This window comes from Paenibacillus germinis (assembly GCF_013141785.1).
Classification (GTDB): Bacteria; Bacillota; Bacilli; order Paenibacillales; family NBRC-103111; genus Paenibacillus_E; species Paenibacillus_E phytorum.
In genome coordinates, this window is record NZ_WHOC01000030.1 from 1 (window position 1) to 19474 (window position 19474).

Below are 19474 nucleotides of genomic sequence, written 5' to 3' on the forward strand. Positions count from 1 at the left end.
ACTCGATACGTTAGCGGATCATCTGCATATATCCAAATATTATGTATCTCGTATCTTTAAACAAGAAACCGGCGCTACGTTGATGGATTATATTCTCGCCAGACGTATCAGACAAGCCTGTCTGTTATTAATAACAAGCAACAAAGGAATTGAGCAGATCAGCATTGAGGTGGGGATGTACAATTACCCTTATTTCTGCCAGGCTTTCAAAAAGCTTGTAGGCACAACACCGATGAAATACAGAAAAAAACTACGTTAGCTTATTATTCCAAAATTAATGTTCCAACGAATTTTTTGCAATCTTTAAACACTCTTTCGTGATGTCTCTTTTTCAAGAGTACCTTTCCACTCATCTACTCGAAATAAATATTCGGCATACCCCATTTTCTATCACCACTACGCCTTATGAACAAGGCACGACCTTCACCATCCAATACTATGGCCCGTACCGAGTTTACTATTATTTTTTGCGTTCCAACCACTTTACGAAGTTTACCTAAATAGGAATCATGCCAACTACCACTCATATTTGCTCACCCTTCGGGGAATCAGTTGGCCAAATCCAACTCTTTGGAGTGATTTCGGACATATAAGCTGCTAATCTGAGGATCGCGGGGAACGAGGAGCCGCTATTTTGGAGATTATGCCTATGCAGGGCCTGTAAGCGGAACGTGGGAACGCTATTTTGGCGTTTTACCGGTTTTTACACCTCGAAAGAGGGAAATAGAGGCTCCTCGTTCCGCGAAAACGTGAAATACGCGTTTTTGAGCAAAATAAGGCCTCTACGTTCCGCCAAAATCTGGTGATCCCGGGTCCGGGTTGAATTTCGGATAGAAGAACTATGGGTGCAGCTTGCCTGTGATTGGGCCATGAGATGGATGCACTCCTTTATTGGAGTATATTGTAGAAAGTTGAGTGCGAGGGCAGGTAGATAATCAAGAATATTGTTCACAGGTGGGTGAACATTACTTATTTGGCTACTTGGCAGAAGGAGCGGCTATATTGGAGAATCGATACGAAATGGACGGTTGAGCGGTTTAAGATATGGGACTGGATGGGCTTGGTTTTCGGGAACCGAAAACCGCGTTCTTATGTGGCAAGGATAAACGACTCCGTCGTCCTTCTGGGACGAGCGCGTTTGTCAAGGTAGATGCGAAGCAAAAGTATAAAACTTATACTTTCTTATCTACTAAAAAAGAGCTGCCGAAGCAGCTCTTCCCTCTATAAAATCAACTTAAAAATCTTTGACTCTGCCGGTTCCAAGCGAACGCTTATGTCTCCTGACGTCTGAATGGCAGTTTCCTCCCAGAGATCATGCAGCTCATAAGTCGCATTTTGGTGCAGACCCAAACGCTCAATGGATATGCGTTTCTCAACTGTTTCATCTTTATTATAGTTAAACACGGCTATGAAGCAGTCATCATCTGCCATTTGAAAAAAAACATCAGCAGAAGCCGCATCGGTATTTCCCTCTAGCGGAATAAAACTTTTACCTGTCTTTGCAATTTCCAGCAGCTCCGGCCGGGTCAACCAGTCCTCTGCCCTAGTTCTTGCTTCCTCTTTGCGGAAATCGTCCCCCATGAGAAGAACCGTTCCGGCAATATGGGAAGCGTTTAGACGACTCCTACCTTCCTGCACCATCGTAGGTTCTTGGTTAAAACTCTTATATAGAACGGTATGGTCAGGATCGTTGAACGGATATATAGTCCCATTCATCCACCAACCATATGTGAGTGAATTCAACATATACTCCGTATCTTTCAGTGTACCGAAAGCATCACAAGAGATGCGCCTGCTATGGGCGTATTGATGTGGAAACATCGGCGCGATGGACAAGTTGATAAAGAATGGACGTCCGATAACCATGGGATCAAGCCTAGTCTTGATCAAGGCCATGCCAAGGTTATACGCTTGAAGCCCTGTACGCACTTCCTTATCGAAGTGCACGCCCTCCAAAGCACCATGTCCAAGGAAGTCGAGTTTGATGTACTCGAAACCCCACCTGACAAAACGTTCAAGATGCCACTCCGTCCGCATCAGATTGCCAGGGTGCGTAGGATCAATTGCAAATCCGCCGTCTAAATCGGGTGAAATTTGCCCTTGCTCATCGCGCAGCAGGAGATCTCGGTACGTATACTTGCCGTCCGTGCCTTCCACAACCCGATCGAAATCATTCCCCCAGAAGGCAAAAGGCGTCCAATAAATGCCGGGCTTTTGTCCATTTTCACGAACGTGGCGCACGGCGTCTTCGAGCTGCTGCTGTGTTAAGTTCGTCCAGAAGGAATCAAAGTTTATATAGACCGTCCCCTGATGATGAAATCCACCAACGTACAAGCTCTTTAGGAAGTCCGACGTATGGGTGTAAAGCTCGTAGTCGAGTTCTCCACCTGCCGCCGACCAGCTATTCCATCCGAAAGGAACACCGTGTTCCCATTGAAGAGGTGGAGCTATCACAGCATTGGCCTTTCCATATTCCTCAAGTCCGGTTCTGTAATCCGTATACATGCCCACGAAGATACGCGGTGAAGCAATCGTTGTACCGATCAACGTACCGTGAGGAATGGTATCGCGCGTATACTCGCCAGCTGCTCCACCGTATACCTCCAAATGGTGAATAGCCGCTCCTTCATGACCGACTACTTTCAGGCCGGTTTTCCATGTATCATGGGTAACCGAACCAACTACTAGCCCTTTTCTCGATGCAGGTTCGAAAATAGCCGTTACCTCATAGCTTTCCAGCTGGTTCGGCATGGCGGTTGATTCGTAACGTACCCACTTGTCGTTATCGAAAGGCACCAACAGCGCGCACAGTTCCTCTGCCGCCATTTCCAAAGCTGATGATCCCTTAGCAGCATTCACCGTCAACGGAGAAATGTAGTTTGTCTCCAATTCTCCCGAGACACCCTCCAGCTCAACCTGAACGAAAAAATATGGCACTTTTTCATATAGCCAAAACGTCTGCGTCATAACCGGAAGCGACTCAGCCGAATGAATCACAGATAACCGGCAGCCGGTGCCGAAATCATCACGGATCATTTGAGCGCCGCTAGCGGCCAGTTTGTGCTCCGAATATTCGGTCGAAGCAACGTATTTGCCTCCATCGATCCGCGCTGCGCTGTAAGCGCCACTCAAGCGGCTTCCGGAATCCCATTCATAATCGATTAATCCGCTCGCCAGATCGACGATAATTCGGCATAACCCATTTTCTCCAACCACTTGCCCGTTTAACTCTTGATAGATCACCGTATTGAATGTCATCCTTAACCTGCTCCCTTCATGCCTATAGACATTTAAATGAAGAAGGAAGCCGGAACAGTGCCTCGGCTTCCTGACCTTCATCTTATTTCCAAAGATCCATGCGTTTCTTGTAGTTGTCGTTAATGATTTTCTCGACCTTCTCGTCACCTGCTGCCTTCATATCGGCAAGCATTTTATCGAACAGAGCGGCTGCATCCGTATCGGTCTTGGAGATGATGACTTTCGTAATCGTTTGGCTCATAATATCTGAAATCTTCTGGCTAACGAGCGCATCCGGGGTGCCGCCGGCAGGGCCGAGATTATCATAAGCAGACGTTTCCCATACCGTATCGGACAAGTTCTTCAGTGCCATCTGGTCGATCTCGCCACGCTGGTAACGGCCCGGCAAATCAAACGGCGTACCGTCGGAGCCTTTACCGTTCTTCACGAACCAAGTCCATTTGCGAATACCTGTTTTCTTCGCGAAGTTATCCCAATCATCTTTAAAGCCTTGAAGAACTTCCGGACGCGGCGTATGCTTGCCGTCCTTCTTATCCCAGTGCACACCCTCTATCCCCCACATGAGAAGGTATTGGCCTTCTTCGCTAGCTAGGAAGTCAATGAGTTTCATCGTTCTTTCTGGATTTTTATTCGTCTTTGTGATCGCAATCGCATCCCAACCGAGCGAGCTTTTTGGCCCTAAAGTCGTTTTTGCAGGGTCAACGCCAGGTCCTACTAGCTTATACGGATAAAGCTGCTTTTCAGGTCCGCCTGCTTTCTTAAGCACACCGTTAGGCGTACCGAAATCCCAATAAGCGCCTGGTGATGCAAATACGAGTCCGTTAGAAATCTTTTGCTCCCACGTTTGCTTCTTGTTGACTGGCCATTCCGGATCAATCAAGCCCTCTCGGTACAGCTTATTCAAGTACATCAGCATGTCCTTATATTTCGGGTCCTTCACATCGTACTTCAGTGTTCCATTATCTTCGTAGTATGTCTTCATCCCCCACATGCCTTTAAACGTTCCGAGCACAGCGCCCATATTTTCACCGTTGAAGCTCATCGGGAATACGTCTTTGCCGTCCACTTTACCAAGCTTTGTTTTGAAATCCTTCAACAGCGCTTCGAATTCATCTGCCGTGAACGGCTTTCCGCCTTCAGCTTTGTCCGGAGCAATCTGTTTAAGCCAATCCATGCGCATATTTATGCCGAATACAGGCTCATTCTCCGCGCCGTACCAGTTAGAGAGATAATAGTTTTTCCCGTCGGTAAACCGCGTCTTTTTCAAAGTGTCCCCATACATTTTCTGCACGTTGGGACCGTATTTCGCAATCAGATCATCCAGCGGAATAATCGCCCCTGCGGCGATGTACTTACTAACGATATCTCCTCCGCGGTCCATTAGCACAAGATCCGGCAGATCGCTGCTGGCGAGCATCAGATTCAGCTTTTCTGAAGGATTGCCCGTTGGCTGCTGAATTTCGATCGTAACGCCCGTCCGTTTCGTAATTTCCTTGGCAACCTCGTTCGTGAAGGCGTCGCCTGTATTTTTATCAAAGAACGTCATTTTAATCGGTGTCGTATCGTTTGCTTTGTTATCGGTTGCAACAGCTGGCTTATCGCTTGGCGAAGCCGTATTTTCTTTTGTAGAGCAACCGGCGATGACGGAACCCATAAGGACCGTTGAAAGCAGCATGTTTAACGTTTTCCTGGTCTTGAACATGGAATAAAATCCCCCTTGACTAATTGTATTGGAAACAGCTGATTACCTTGCTTAATAGGATATCGTCCTATCCTCTGCGGATTGCGCTCCCAACCACCGCCTTTCAAGAATGAGAAAGCTGGATTAGGCTTTAACTGCTCCCACGGTCATGCCTTTCACAAAATACTTCTGCAAGAACGGATACACGATGACAATAGGCACCGTTGCCACGATCGTTGCAGCCATACGGATCGAATCCGACGATACGGCGAGGCGTTTGGCCGAATCCGCCATCTGCTGCGCATCCGACACCATAGAAGACGTCTGATACTGATTCAAAATTTTGACGAGAACAGCCTGCAGCGTCTTCAATTCAGGCTTGTAGGTGAATACATAGGAATCGAACCAAGAATTCCAATGGCCGATTGCCGTAAACAATCCTATCGTAGCAAGCACCGGAGTCGTCAGCGGCAATACGATCTTGACGAAAATTTGCAGATCGTTCGCGCCGTCCATCTTCGCAGATTCATCTAATTCCCCAGGAAGCTGCTGAATAAATGTGCGTACCAATATCATAAAAAACACATTCATAAGACCCGGCGCGATGTACACCCAGAAGGTATCAATTAGGTGCAGACTCTTTAAGATCATATAGTAGGGGATTAAGCCTCCGCCAAAGTACATCGTGAATATGAAGAAAAGGGTGATGAACTTCCCACCGACCAAATCACGCTTGCTGAGCGGGTAAGAAAGCAGACTGATTACCAGAACAGCTAGTGGCGTGCCTATCAACGTACGTGCTAGAGTCACTTTGACCCCATTAATAATTTCCTGATCGCCTAAAATCTGTGCATAGCTTGTTAAGGAAAACACCCTCGGCCAGAAATAAACGCCGCCCAGGATCGTATCCTCCGCACTGTTTAGAGACAGCACGAGAATATTCCAGAAGGGGTAGAACGTTGCGATAAATACGAGAAGAAGGAACACATAAACGACCCAGGCGAAGACGATATCGCCACTTGATCTTGTTCTCATTCAGACCCACCCTTTCCTATCTTTTCTTATTAGAACAAAGATTGCTGATTCATTCGTTTGGAGAGCGTATTGACGCTGACGACTAGGATGAAGGCAATGACCGATTTGAACAATCCAACCGCAGCGCCATAAGAGAACATGCCGTTCTGCAATCCGTATCGGTACGTATAGGTATCGATAACGTCCGAATACTTCAAGATGGTGTTGTTTTGCAACAAATACTGCTGATCGAACCCAGCGTTCAAGATACCTCCTACTGACAAAATGGCCAGAATAACGATCGTTGGGCGTAAAGACGGAAGTGTGACGTGAAACATTTGGCGTAAGCGGCTAGCACCGTCAACTCTTGCTGCTTCATATAGTTCGGGATTAATAGCGGAAATTGCAGCCAAATACATGATTGCGTTAAATCCCATATCTTTCCACATATTGGACACAGCAATAATCCCCCAAAAATAATGGCCGTTTTGGAAAAATTGCACCGGTTGCTCCGTGATGTGCATTAGCATCAGCAACTTGTTGATCAGCCCCTGCGAGGATAGCAGCGTTATGATGATGTTTGCCGCTATGACCCAAGATATAAAGTGGGGTAAATACGATACCGTTTGTACCACTTTTTTGAATAAGCCGGTCTTCACCTCATTGATCATTAGGGCTAGCACAATCGGGGCCGGAAATCCAACCAACAGCGATAAGAAGCTTTGCGCAATCGTATTGCGCATGATGATATAAAAATCACCGCTTGTAAAGAAGTACCGAAACCACTCAAAACCGACAAACTTGCTCGTAAAAAACTGGTGGAAAAAGGAACCACCGCCGGGCGAGTAATTGATGAACGCCATGTACAAGCCGAACATCGGACCATATGAAAATAAGATGGTAGAGATGAAGGCGGGCAGGATCATTAAGTATAAATATTTTTGTCCTTTCATCCTTCTGAGTCGCGCTTCCATATGTATAACCCGCCCTTTCCAGGCTGCGGCGGCTTGTGCCGCTCAGTCACAACCATAATCATTTTGTATATTCTTCATTATAGGAATGAGCAGAAAACAATTCTATACAAGCATCTTCAGAATTATATTCCAAATGAACGATCCTTTGGCGAGGTCATTGTTTATTTGAGTTATACGTTTTACAATAAAATTGGGTAATATCAGCGTTTGGAAAGGTGGGAGCGCTTTCAATGTACAGCATACTGCTTGTAGACGATGAAAAAATGGAGCTCGAGATGCTGGCCGATTACGTACGTTGGGGAGACATGGGCATTCGTGTCGCTGGAACGGCGAAGAACGGCAGAGAAGCGCTTCAGCGTATGGAAGAACTTCGTCCTGATATCATATTAACGGACGTCCGTATGCCGATTATGGACGGACTGGAATTCAGCAGACGAGCCAAACAGATCAATCGCAATGTCCAGATCGCATTCCTAAGTGGTCACGATGAGTTTCACTATATTAAAGCGGCACTATCCGTGGAAGCGATCGGCTATTTGTTGAAGCCTCTCGACATGGGGGAGCTCCAGCATTTAATGGAGAAAGTCAAACAGAAGTGCGAGGAATTCCGGATTTCCTCCCAAACCTCGGAAGTACTAAAGGAATCTTATCTGAGAGAGCTGATCTTGGAAAGTAGTCCCATGGTTAGGTCCCAATGGATTGATAAATTGTTACTGCTGCCTTCCATGATGCCTTCGAGCGGTTTTTTTCAGATTTTATATATAACAGTTGACCCTATCCGCAATTATGGTGTGGAGCTCGTGACACTTATCCGCAATTTCGCTCAGACGGAAATACCCCGTTCCTTTCTCTGTCAAATCAAGGAAGGAACATTCGTACTTCTCTGTCACAAGCCTGATACTCCGTCTATAGAACTTTGCCATGCAGCAGAGCAACTGATTCGGTATGTAAACGACAGAAACGACGCGATCATTTCAATCGGTGTATCGGACGTTTCTATGGGCCTCGAAAGCTTATACGATATATGTGCAGGCGCCAAACGAGCAAATGAAAGCAAATTTTATTTCGGCTTGGGATCGTGCACAAAGGCCGATCAGGCCATCGAGCCGGTTTACATAGAGGTGAACCCTGAACCGGCGATTGCATCACTTTGTCATGCCATTTCCCACTTGCAGGAATCTGCGGCTATCACCGTGATTCAAGACTTCTTTGATACTATGCGCACCTCGAAGGTCGATCGGGACCTGGTATGTTCAAGCTCGTTGCGTCTTATTACGGCCATTGAGCAGCATTTTGCCAATTTACTCGGGGGCGACTCCGTCAATTCGATGTATGTCGACGATTGGAAGCGTATCGCCAATTACTCCACCATAAATGAAATCGAAAATCACATCCTGGAGGTCTGCCAATCTATCCTCTCCCTAATGAAGAAAAAGGACAAGGACAAGAATCTCCATATCATTCATCAAATCGCAAGTCTCATCGACCGCAGCTTCAGCAGACAGTTGACCATCGAGGATATCGCTAAACAGGTGTATCTGTCACCCAATTACGTGCGAACCATATTTAAAGATAAAACCGGAGAAACGATATTAGAATATTTAACCCGTGTACGGATTCATCATGCTGCTGAACTACTTAAAGACAAATCCAAAAAAATACATGAGATTGCTGCATCCGTTGGCTACGAAAACGTCTCCTATTTTTGCTCTGTGTTTCAGAAGTTCAAAGGAACGACACCCAACGAATACCGGAAAAAACTTTTATGATACAAGCACGAATGCCAATGCCACTCCGGTTTGTAGCCAAAACGTTTCTTAATCTCAGTTTGCGCAGCAAGTTGTTCGCCGTCTTTTGCATCGTTTCGATCTTACCTTTATTGTTTTTCGTCAAATATTCCTATGACACGACCAAACGGGAACTAACGACGCAAATCTATACCAATATGATTGCAACGACAGATCAACTTAACGCCAACTTGGAAACGAAGCTAGATTCCTATTCGAAAATATCCGCATCCATTTATTTGGATAATACGCTGCGTCTGTTGCTGATCAAAGATTACACCGAAAACAGTACAGACTATTTGGATTCGTACATTTACTTCAATAATGTGATTAATAATGTGCTGGCAACTAATCCTGACATCCGTGCGGTATCCATCTACACGAGCAATACGACATTTCCTGCGGACAGCGTATATATTAAGCGAATTGATGCTGCGGCAAAATCAACCAATTGGTATGAGTCAATCTCCCATTCTTACGGGAATGTGACTTACAGCGTATCCGCAACAACGGCTGACACTGAACCCGTATTCAAGCTGGCGCGTTTGCTTAATAACAACAGCCTTAACTATCCTTACGGTATTCTTACGTTCGATATTGCCGAAGCCGACATTTATCGGCTCATGGAAAAGGAAGATAAACAAAAAGACATTTATATCGTTAACGAAAACGGAAATATCTTATCTAACCGCAACAAAGCGCTTCTGAACCAAAATATCAGCACACTGATCCCCGGTACCTTTGGTGAGAAAAACTCAGGAAGCTTCGACAGCATGTACAATGGCGAGAAATCGCTCGTCGTTTACAACACGATCAAGAATGGCTGGAAAACGATTTCCGTCATCCCTTACAAGAGCTTTATTACAAACGCACAAATCGCCTCCAAACGAATTCTAATCATTGCTTTGAGCAGCATAGCTATCTCCGTCGTTTTGATTTATATAACCGCAAGGTTCTTCACCAAACGGATCGAATCCCTCCTTCAAGTCATCCGGCGGGTAGAACGGGAAGATTTTAATGTCAACATGAAGTTTATGGGGCATGACGAAATTGGCCAGTTATCATTTGCATTCAAGAAAATGACTAGTCGCCTGAAAGAACTGATCAATGAGGTCTATAAGAAGGAAATTTCGAAGAAAGAAGCGGAAATGAACATGCTACAAGCCCAAATCAATCCGCACTTTTTATATAATACGTTAGCGTCCATCTCAGCATTGGCCGTTAAACACAAAGATAACACGACTAACGAAATGGTCTCTCACCTTGCCAAGTTTTACCGGATCTCCTTAAATAAAGGAAAAATGATACTGCCCATCAGTGAAGAAATCAAACTCACCAAGTATTACATCGCCATCCAGCAGATCAGGTTTGAGGGACTCCTTCGACTCCATTATGCGATTGACGATTCCGTACTTGTTTATCAGACGGTCAAACTGGCGTTACAGCCATTTGTCGAAAACGCCATCAATCATGCCGTTTGGGACGATGAAGTCGGAATTAATATTACCATCAAGGTGTACAAGGATGATCGCGATATTTATCTGGAAGTGATCGACGACGGGATGGGTATGCGAGCTGAAACACTGGAGCGTGCTCTGAATAAAACCGACAATGTCTCGGGGTATGGGATTACCAATGTTGACCAACGGATCAAACTAGCATTTGGCGACGAATACGGTGTTACGCTTTATAGTAAATTCGGCGTCGGAACGAAGGCGCAAATCCGTATTCCGCTGCACGGTATTAGTTCATAAGCACGGTTTGAGAAGAATCGGTTTAGGTCGACCTTGGGTGAGAGTAAGATCAATGCAAATCAGACTGAACCCAAGAGACGAAATGCCTGTGCTCAGTTGAGTGATGTTGTAGAAAGTGCAACAATTTCAGCCTAAATCCGCCTCTCTCCCCTTGTTGTTGCAGAATGTACAACAATTTGGACCCAATAAGGCTATTTCGCAACAAATGGGTTCAAAATGTTGTACAAACTACAACTTCATCTTGCAAAATAGCCTTTTGACGTGTGAATTGTTGTAGAAACTACAACATTGGCTAACCACGATAGCCTCTCTACCTTCACGAAGCTGTTCGTCTCCTCCCCCTAACCCCAAAAAATCGCAAAAAAAATGGCTGTCCCAACAATGTTAAATACATTAGAGGGGCAGCTTTTTCATGGATACATTGCATCCATCAGGGTAGGCTTACTCTAAGGGGAACGTAGCGACGCTATTTACGTGAAATATGCTCTAATTCAAGAAACGAGAAACGTAGAGGCGCTATTCCATTGTTTTTAACTTCGAATCGCACAAATTTCATCAAATAAAGCCTCCTCGTTCCGCTAATTCAATTTTCAGCTCATTTCATCCACTTTAGCGGCTTGTCGTTCCGTTAAGAACAACGCTGACCAAAAAGGACCTCCCCCTATTGGAGGAAGTCCTCATAAAAAAGTGTAACCCTCTCAAAGGTAGATACCCCTCATGGTCTATTACCCATTTGGGACAGCCCCTTCTCCTTCCAGCTATTTACTGACATTTTTGATCAAGTAATCAATGTCGGCGATGAGGATCACTGAGAATTCCTTGGTGATCTTTTTGCCGGTTAAAGCTTCCACAAAGATGCGCAGCGCCTTTAATTGACGGACAGTCGCTTCTTTATTGCTGCTGCGCACAATCGCTTCCACTTTGGCAAGTAATTCCTTGCCTTTGTCTGAAATCGTGATCGAACCGTTCGCAACACCGATGTTGATGAGATCAATGAAATGATTGGTATCTATCTGTACCTGAAGCGAATACGTACTCGCCGTTACATTGCCGGCCAGATCCGTCCCGGTTATCTCAATCACATGGTTTCCAACAGCTAAAGCTGCAGGGGCAGCTTTGATTGGATTGCCCGTGATCTTCTTATCCAGTTGAACGGTGCTATAGCTTATGCCGCTTAACGCATCCGTGATCTGAACAGGCAGGTTCAACGAATCTGTTTGCCAGATTGTTAATGAATCGGTTATTCGGACCACGGGTGCTGTGCGATCAATGCCTACAGTCACTTGCTTGGCTTCCTCCACATTACCGTTTCGGTCCTTCGAACGATAATGAATGCTATAAACGCCTTCCTCGGATAGCGTTACAGGTCCGTTAACCGTTACCCAATTACCGCCGTTCAGCTGATATTCAGTCAACAGGATGCCGGATCCACCAGGTTGATCCGCTGCGTTAAATGTCATAGTGATGTCTTTGTTGGTAAAGGTTCCAGAACTGTTGATCCCATCCAAAATGACGCTCGTCGTAGGCGGAATAGAATCAAGGTGAATCTTAAACAGTTTAGACTCGGCGGGCTTCAGGGTTACGTTCAGCTTACCGCTCACCTTATCCTCGGCTCCCGTCCATAAATCCGTTCGTAGATAATTACTGATGCCATTCAATCCCGCACGAGCCAGATCGATGGACTTCGTCGAAGAGGAAGCAGAGCTGTAATTGAAAACAGCCACATAATAAGTTCCGTTGTCATTCAGTACGAACGTATCAGCCGCATTTGCTCCCGTGTTCCCTTCGACCGCTTGGAAAGCTTTACCCAGTAAAGCGACTCGGTTAATTGCCTTATTCGTCAACAACTCGTTCATGTAGGCTTGAGCGCTCACATTACGAACGTCATCGGAATTCAAGAAGACCGTGCCGGAAATAACGGCAGAATTCACTCTGCTTCGCGCTTCATCCAAGGAACTTGCCCTCGATAACGCCATATGATCTGGATCTGTGTATGGATAAATCGTTCCATTCTGCCACCAACCATAGGTGAGCGCATTTAGTTCATATTCCGTTTCACTGATTTTGCCGTACACATCGCAAGAGATTCGACGGCTGTGTGCATATTGGCTGGGGAATAACGGCGCAATCGATTCGCTAATGAACATGCTGCCGTCAATGACACGGTTCACGTAAGCCATCCCTTGATTATAAGCTTGAATACCAGTGGTCACGGTTGTGTCGGCATGCTTCCCTTCCAAAGAACCGTGCGTTAAAAAATCCAATTTGATAAAAGTGAAACCTAATGTCTTAAATTTGCCCAAATAATAGTCCATTCGTGCTTTCGTGCCCGGATGAGTCGGATCAAGTGCATAGGCGCCGTCCAGAGTAGGCAAGATCTTTCCTGTGCTATCCTTCAAAACAATGTCTCCGTACGTATATTGATTGTTCGTACCCTCGACAGTCTGACTCATGTTATTGCCCCAGTAAACGAAGGGTCCCCAATAAATACCAGCTTGCTGACCATTTTCCCGGATTGTTGCCACCGCATTCTGCAGCTGGGTATCCGTTAAATTGTCCCAATAGGAGTCCAAGTTAATGTATAGTGCACCTTTGTTGTTAAAATTATTGTTTTGAAGGTGCGTCTTGAAGTAATTCGACGTATCAATGACATCTTGGTAGGTGAGATTGCTGCCGTAAGCCCCCCAACTGTTCCAGCCTACCGGAACTTCTTGGGCAACAGAGCCATTGAAGCTTAAAGGCGGAGTGAGCACGGCGTTCGTACGTCCGTATTCCTCGAGACCGGCACGGTAATCAGCGAAGTAGCCGACAAACACGGTTGGTGACGTTAATTTAGTACCTGAAATGCTCCCGTGAGGTTCGGCATCGTGCGTTATGTTGGAGGATGCTCCGCCATACACCGTGAGATTATTCAATTTGTTATTAAACCCGTTCCAGGAAATGCCCGTCTTCCAAGTATCGTGAGTGACTGAGCCGATCACGAGACCATTCCGATTCGCGTTATCATAAATAGCCGTTACTTCATAACCAGTGTTCGAAGTGTTGATTGATTGGGCCTTATATCGAATCCAATTATCATTATCAAATGGGACAAATAACGCTCTGTTATCCGCATAGCTACCAATATCCACTCCGCCGCTATTGTTTACAACGATAGGAGCCATGTTATTCGTCGTCATGGATGAAGTGTTAACCGCTTCTAACTGGGTAAGGAAGAAGCTCTTTCCTTCATAAACGGTATAGATTTGATGAAGCGCAGGTTTACCGGGCGATTCGTTAATTACAGTAAACCGAAGGCCAGTACCGAAACCGTCATGAACAGGGACGATTGCAGCATCCGATAAGGTATGATGTGTATAACTCTTGCTGGTGACAAGTTCGCCCAATTGTAAGCTGCCGTATACGCCTTTTACAATTTTGGCATCTTTCCAGGAATAATCAGCCAGACCGCTGTCTGTATGATACGTAATGGTAGTCTCGCCGTTCGAAAAAGTCGCGCCATACGTATAATGCGTTACGGTGATGGAACCATACTGTTTCGACTCGCCGGGATCGCCAAGGCTGCCCCCAACGTTATCGTCTTCGCCAGGATTAGGTTCAATCTTTGGACCGACCACGATTTTATCCAAATCCGGGGAGTAGCCGTTGCCGTCAGCAAACTGGATCGTATTGCTGCCAGCCACTAAAGCTAAAGGAATAACGTACGTATTCACCGTGTTCCAGTCGGGTGTTTTCGGAAAATCGTACGTTTCAGCGGCTCCGCCATTTACACTGACTTGTACAGAACGAGGATCGCCGGATATATAAGAAACCGTTACTTGATAATTCCCGGTTGATCCCACCTCAACCCCATTAAATTGCAGGGAGCTGCCTTGATATAAATTGCCGACTTTTTTGCCTTCGGAACAGCTGCTGCAGTTCGAAATGCTTGCTTTGCCAGCAAGTGTGTTAGTGGAAGCTTCCGCTTCATAGGTAACGATTTTTGGCGACACTGCGATCTTATCGATATCAGGGGAGTAAGCATTGCCGTCAGACAAGATGATCGTGTTGCTGCCCGCTTTTAAAGAAAGATCGACGTCAAACGTGCCGACCGTATTCCAATCCGTCGTTTTCGGCAGATCATATAGGTCGGCCGTCCCTCCGTTCGCACTGACTTGTACGGATCTGGGATCGCCGGAAATATAGTACAGTTTCACCGTGTAGATACCAGGAGCATTCACTTGGATCTGATTGAATTGCAACGAGCTTCCTTGATACAAATTGCCGACTTTCTTGCCTCCTGAACACGTGCCGCAATTGGACACGGAAGCTTTGCCAGTAAGCATATTTACAGCAGACTCAGCCTCGTAATATTGTGCGAATGTCGGGGGCGTTTCGCTTCCGCCGCCACCTCCGGGATTCGGAGTTGCTGTGGGCGCTACTACGATCTTATCAATGTCCGGCGAATACCAATTACCATCGTCGAACACGATTGTATTCGTACCGCCATTTAATTGAAGTGTGACATCAAAGGTGCCGACCGTGCTCCAATCAACCGTTTTGGGAAAATCGAAATTTTCCGCACTCCCTCCATTTACACGGATGTTCACCGAACGAGGATCGCCGGATATGTAAGAAACCGACACCTTGTAGCTTCCAGCTTCGTTCACGGTAATTGCGTTGAATTGCAGCGAGCTTCCTTGATAGAGGCCGCCTACCTTCTTTCCTCCCGAGCATACAGTGCACTCGGCCACTGATGCGTTACCGCTTAACACATTAACCGAGGCTTCGGCTTCATAGGTTTGACTATCCGCATACGCTGTTTGAACGCCAATACCCGCGTTGGTTGGGATCGTCATAAACAAAAGCATGAACAAAGCTACCCATTTCGCAATCCTTTCTCGCATAAAATCTCTCCTTGTCAAAAGTAATTACATTCATGTCCATTATAGGAATGAACTCAAAGAGATCTCTACACGATTATTTTCAGAAATATAACGATAATTAACGGTCTTTGTAATTTACTAGCAAAAAACCCACAGCAACGGGCTGAGGGTCTACGTTTTGAGTCAACTGGGGACATGTTCAAGAAGTTCTTGCTTGAAAAATTGGTAAAGCTTTGAGCTTGCCTGTTTCAACGGATACTCCGAAGGCTTGGAGAGAATGCCGAAAGTCATGTCTATAAGACTGCCGCTCATAGGCCGTATCGTCGTTCCTGTAGGAATTGGTTTCAAAACAATCTCTGGCACAAGGGCAATACCTAGCCCGCTTTCGACATAATATTTCAAAGCTGTCATACTGCCAATCTCCATAGTATCTATTGGAATGTTCCCTGATTCCTGCAAAACCATCTCAAGTTTTCTGCGGTACGGACAGGTTGCTGACGTGATAAGCAGGCGATGTCCCGGAATATCCTCCGGCGCGATAACAGCTTTTTGGGCTAGCGGATGGTTCTCCGGCATCAAGACCACAAATTCTTCCTTAAATAAGGGTTCAAAATAGAGATCGGAACCCAGAACCGGTGCCGAACAAAGAGCCACATCGATATCCCCTTTGAGAAGCCGCTCGCTCAATGTTGGCGTGTTTGCAAATTCAACCGAGATACGAATTTTCGGAAATTGTGATAAAAACCTCTCTAAGATACCAGGTAATCGATAACTGGCAGTTGGCTCCGTCACCCCTAAACGGATATTCCCACTTTCACCTAATTTCAAATCCGACAAGTTCGTTTCTAATTGCTCTATATTTTTTACAATTTGTAAACTCTGTTCGTAGAACATTCTCCCGGCTTCTGTTAACCGGATTTTTTTTCCTCGTTCGATAAGCTGAACACCCAAGTCGGATTCAAGCTTTTGAATTTGCATCGTAACGGTCGACTGCACATAATTCATTTCATCAGCTGCGCGGATAAAACTACCGTACTTTACAATCATTTGAAACGTTTTCAATGTTTTAAGATCCATCGTAGTCCCCCTTGCGCCAAGTTCAATTTTTTTGAACATATCGATCAATTACTTCAATTATACAAATTCAAAATAGCCATATACAATCATTTATATCAAAGTGCAGCAAAAGGAGATGGCTACATATGAATCTAAAAGACAAAGTGGCTCTTGTTACTGGAGGAGGTACAGGGATCGGGAGGGCTACTTGCCTAGCGCTTGCTGAGCGGGGGGCAACTGTCGCGGTGAACTATTCGCGGTCAAAAGACGATGCGGAAGAAACAGCACAAATCATCCGTACAAAAGGTGGCCGCGCAATAGCCATACAAGCCGATGTTTCTCAAGACAAAGAAGTCAGGAAAATGGTAGATACATTGGTTCAACAATTTGGGACAATTGATTTGCTTGTGAATAATGCCAGCATTACACGACATATCCCGTTTGATGATCTGGAAGCGGCAACAGAAGAAGTATGGGATGAACTTTATGATGTTAATGTTAAAGGTATGTATTTCTGCGCTAGAGCTGTTGCCCCCTTCATGAAATTGAATAAACAAGGAGCGATAGTCAATCTCGGCAGTATAGCGGGACAAACAGGATTAGGCTCCTCTCTTCCATACGCCGTATCCAAAGCGGCAGTTCACGGTCTTACGAAATCATTAGCACGCGCCTTAGCTCCAGATATTAAAGTCAACTGCGTTGCACCGGGAGCCGTCGCGACAAGATGGTGGACTGGAAGAGAAGAACAAATGAACAGGTTAGCTCCTAATCTTCTGCTGCAGCGCATTTCCACACCTGAAGATATTGCTAAATTTATCTGTGCAGCCTTGGAACAAGAAGCAATGACAGGTCAAATCATTACCGTGGATAGTGGACAAACGTTATAATCAATTAAAAACAAGGAGCAGCTGCAACGGCAGTCTGCTCCTTGTTCGAAAAACTACTAGTAATCAGTTGATACTTATCCGTTTTTTACGTCCTCCATCTTGCCCATGATCACCCCACCTGCAGAGGGACTTTTTTTCCTGAGGAAAAATGTGAGTGGTACCGCTATGACAACAAGTATCGTGCCGATTATAAACAAGTCCTGTATGCTTAGTGAAAGTGCGCGCGAAGCCGCTTGACTATCATTAACTCCAGATTGTCCCATATAACTAAGGGTTCGGGAAGAAAGAATGGTACTGAAAAGGCTGACAGAAAGCGCAGCGGTTCCTTGACGGATCCAGTTCATAAGTGCCGACGCTTGCCCTGACGATTGTGATGGAATGGCAGACATCCCGGCATTTGTTACGGGCATATTGCTCATAGCGATTCCAACATAACGAATGGCAATCCAGGTAACGATGAAGATTGTGCCTGAAGCCATGCTTAGTCGGGACAACGCCCATGTGGACACACCCATCAGTATGACGCCGGACAGGACCAAGCGGAATGGCCCCACCTTGTTATACACTTTCCCGACCAGTGAAGAAACAAGCGCCATTGCCAGTGTTCCCGGCAGCATGACAAGCCCAGTGTGCAGTGTGGATTCATGTTGAATTTTTTGCAGGTAAATCGGGATAAGGAAAGTTCCTGCATATAGAGAAATTGTAATGGTGCAATTCAAAATTAGACTGTAAGTGAACCTAGGTATTTTGAATAAGCGCAAATTAAGTAATGGTTCGTTTGACTTAAGCGACCGCATAACAAAGTAAGCAATCATGATAATGCCCACAAGCATAAGCAACATCGTTTTCCATGATGTCCACCCCCAGCTATGACTTTGGCTAAAGGATGTAAGCAGCGAGCTCGTTCCGATGATGACGGTAAGGAATCCGACGAAGTCCAAGGATAAACCTTTCCCCAGCCGATAGTACGGAATAAAACGCTGAGTGACGATCATGGCTATGATCCCGATCGGAATATTCATGAGGAATAGAGCTTTCCAGCCATAAGATTCCGTTAACCAGCCCCCAAGCGTTGGGCCGAATGCCGGTGCCAGCATGGCAGAAACGGTCCAAAGGCTGATTGCGCTGGCTTGCTTCTCTTTTGGAATTACCTGATAAATAATAGTCATCGTAGTGGGCATAATAATACCGCTAAAGAGCCCCTGAAGAATTCGAAAAGCAATAAGCGACTCCATATTCCATGCGAAAATGCAAAGTAAGGAGGTTAGTGTAAATCCGCCTAACGCGTAGACATACAGCCGTTTGTAGCTTAATTTATCCCCGATGAATCCAATGACAGGAGCAATAACACCTGTTGCCAGCATGAATCCAGACATCATCCATTGAACGGTATTCAGCGGAGCATTAAAATCGTCCATGAAAACGGGCAAAGCCACATTAATGGTAGTCGTGCTCAAGGCCGCCATGAAATTCCCAAAAAATACAGCAAAAACAATACGCCAGAATGGTTTCTGTATTGAGTCTCTACTCTCCACTTCTTTTCCTCCAACTTGCCGCTGTACGTTCTATTCTTTCCTTTGGCATCCTTATAAAATGGACTGGAAGGAATGCCGAATAACATCCCCCCTGCTGATTATTCCGACAAGAACGCCTTGGTTTAGAACCGGCAGTTTTTTAATTCGTTTTTTACCCAATATGGCCGCAATTTGCTCGATATCCTCTTCAGAATCTACGGTAATTACCTTCTTTCGGGCGATTTTCATCACATTCAAAGGAAGTAAGCTGCGAACTCTTTCGTGGAACTCTTCATTGTCTCCCTTGATGACAGCCGTGTAGAAATAAGAACCGAAGACATGGTCGTCATGCTTGCCGATAAAACGCATAATATCCCCATCACTAATGTAAGCAACCACTTCATTCCGATCGTTAACAACGGGAAGCCCACTGATTCGGTGCTTTATAAATTTTTCAATCACGACGCGTACAGTATCGTCTTCTTTTACTTTGTAGACTTGACGAACCATGATTTCATTTGCCTTAATGACGGTTCCCCTCCAGTTTAGAAATTGCCTTTTGTTCAAATAAGTTGTATGATGAAACTATATACTTGCATTATACAACTATACGGTGCGAAGTCAATCCGTATTCAGTCCGTATGTTCGAAGATATTCAAAACATACCGGGTATGTTACGATAAA

12 protein-coding genes are annotated in these 19474 nt (G+C 45.5%); 4 read left to right on the top strand and 8 right to left on the bottom strand.

Annotation, left to right across the window (positions count from 1 at the left end; translation table 11 throughout):
* A partial coding sequence (locus tag GC102_RS06905) for a helix-turn-helix transcriptional regulator (RefSeq protein ID WP_171688814.1) occupies window positions 1–259 on the top strand: 259 nt, incomplete at its 5' end.
* A 962-nt stretch (window positions 260–1221) separates the two neighbouring features.
* Here GC102_RS06905 and GC102_RS06910 read toward each other — a convergent pair.
* From GC102_RS06910 to GC102_RS06925, 4 genes are all read right to left on the bottom strand, one after another.
* Entirely contained in the window at window positions 1222–3258 is a 2037-nt protein-coding gene (locus tag GC102_RS06910; RefSeq protein ID WP_171688815.1) for an alpha-galactosidase, read from the bottom strand.
* Between the two features lie 82 nt (window positions 3259–3340).
* On the bottom strand, window positions 3341–4960 hold the full coding sequence (locus GC102_RS06915; RefSeq protein ID WP_171688816.1) for an extracellular solute-binding protein: 1620 nt from the start codon (window positions 4958–4960) through the stop codon (window positions 3341–3343).
* A gap of 123 nt (window positions 4961–5083) precedes the next feature.
* Window positions 5084–5974: a carbohydrate ABC transporter permease gene (locus GC102_RS06920; RefSeq protein WP_171688817.1), complete on the bottom strand. Its 891-nt coding sequence runs from the start codon at window positions 5972–5974 to the stop codon at window positions 5084–5086.
* A gap of 29 nt (window positions 5975–6003) precedes the next feature.
* Window positions 6004–6927, bottom strand: a complete 924-nt coding sequence (locus tag GC102_RS06925) for an ABC transporter permease (RefSeq protein ID WP_171644524.1) — start codon at window positions 6925–6927, stop codon at window positions 6004–6006.
* Between the two features lie 230 nt (window positions 6928–7157).
* Between GC102_RS06925 and GC102_RS06930 the strand changes: the two genes are divergently transcribed.
* Both GC102_RS06930 and GC102_RS06935 read left to right on the top strand, forming a co-directional pair.
* Complete coding sequence (locus GC102_RS06930; protein ID WP_171688818.1) at window positions 7158–8696, top strand: response regulator transcription factor; 1539 nt, start codon at window positions 7158–7160, stop codon at window positions 8694–8696.
* Window positions 8693–10468, top strand: coding sequence for a cache domain-containing sensor histidine kinase (locus tag GC102_RS06935; RefSeq protein WP_171688819.1), 1776 nt, complete (start codon window positions 8693–8695; stop codon window positions 10466–10468). The genes GC102_RS06930 and GC102_RS06935 overlap by 4 nt, the downstream gene beginning before the upstream one ends.
* Before the next feature lie 758 nt (window positions 10469–11226).
* Here the strand turns inward: GC102_RS06935 and GC102_RS06940 are convergent.
* Together GC102_RS06940 and GC102_RS06945 are read right to left on the bottom strand one after the other, a co-directional pair.
* Window positions 11227–15354: an OmpL47-type beta-barrel domain-containing protein gene (locus GC102_RS06940; protein ID WP_171688820.1), complete on the bottom strand. Its 4128-nt coding sequence runs from the start codon at window positions 15352–15354 to the stop codon at window positions 11227–11229.
* Between the two features lie 162 nt (window positions 15355–15516).
* Window positions 15517–16410: a LysR family transcriptional regulator gene (locus tag GC102_RS06945; RefSeq protein WP_171688821.1), complete on the bottom strand. Its 894-nt coding sequence runs from the start codon at window positions 16408–16410 to the stop codon at window positions 15517–15519.
* A 125-nt stretch (window positions 16411–16535) separates the two neighbouring features.
* Here GC102_RS06945 and GC102_RS06950 point away from each other — a divergent pair, with 125 nt between their 5' ends.
* Window positions 16536–17276 carry an SDR family NAD(P)-dependent oxidoreductase gene (locus tag GC102_RS06950; protein WP_171688822.1) on the top strand — a complete coding sequence of 247 codons (741 nt, stop codon included), beginning with the start codon at window positions 16536–16538 and terminating at the stop codon, window positions 17274–17276.
* A gap of 74 nt (window positions 17277–17350) precedes the next feature.
* Here the strand turns inward: GC102_RS06950 and GC102_RS06955 are convergent, their stop codons facing one another.
* Window positions 17351–18811, bottom strand: a complete 1461-nt coding sequence (locus GC102_RS06955) for an MDR family MFS transporter (RefSeq protein ID WP_312883187.1) — start codon at window positions 18809–18811, stop codon at window positions 17351–17353.
* Between the two features lie 51 nt (window positions 18812–18862).
* Window positions 18863–19318 carry a CBS domain-containing protein gene (locus tag GC102_RS06960; RefSeq protein WP_171688869.1) on the bottom strand — a complete coding sequence of 152 codons (456 nt, stop codon included), beginning with the start codon at window positions 19316–19318 and terminating at the stop codon, window positions 18863–18865.
* Window positions 19319–19474 lie beyond the last annotated feature (156 nt).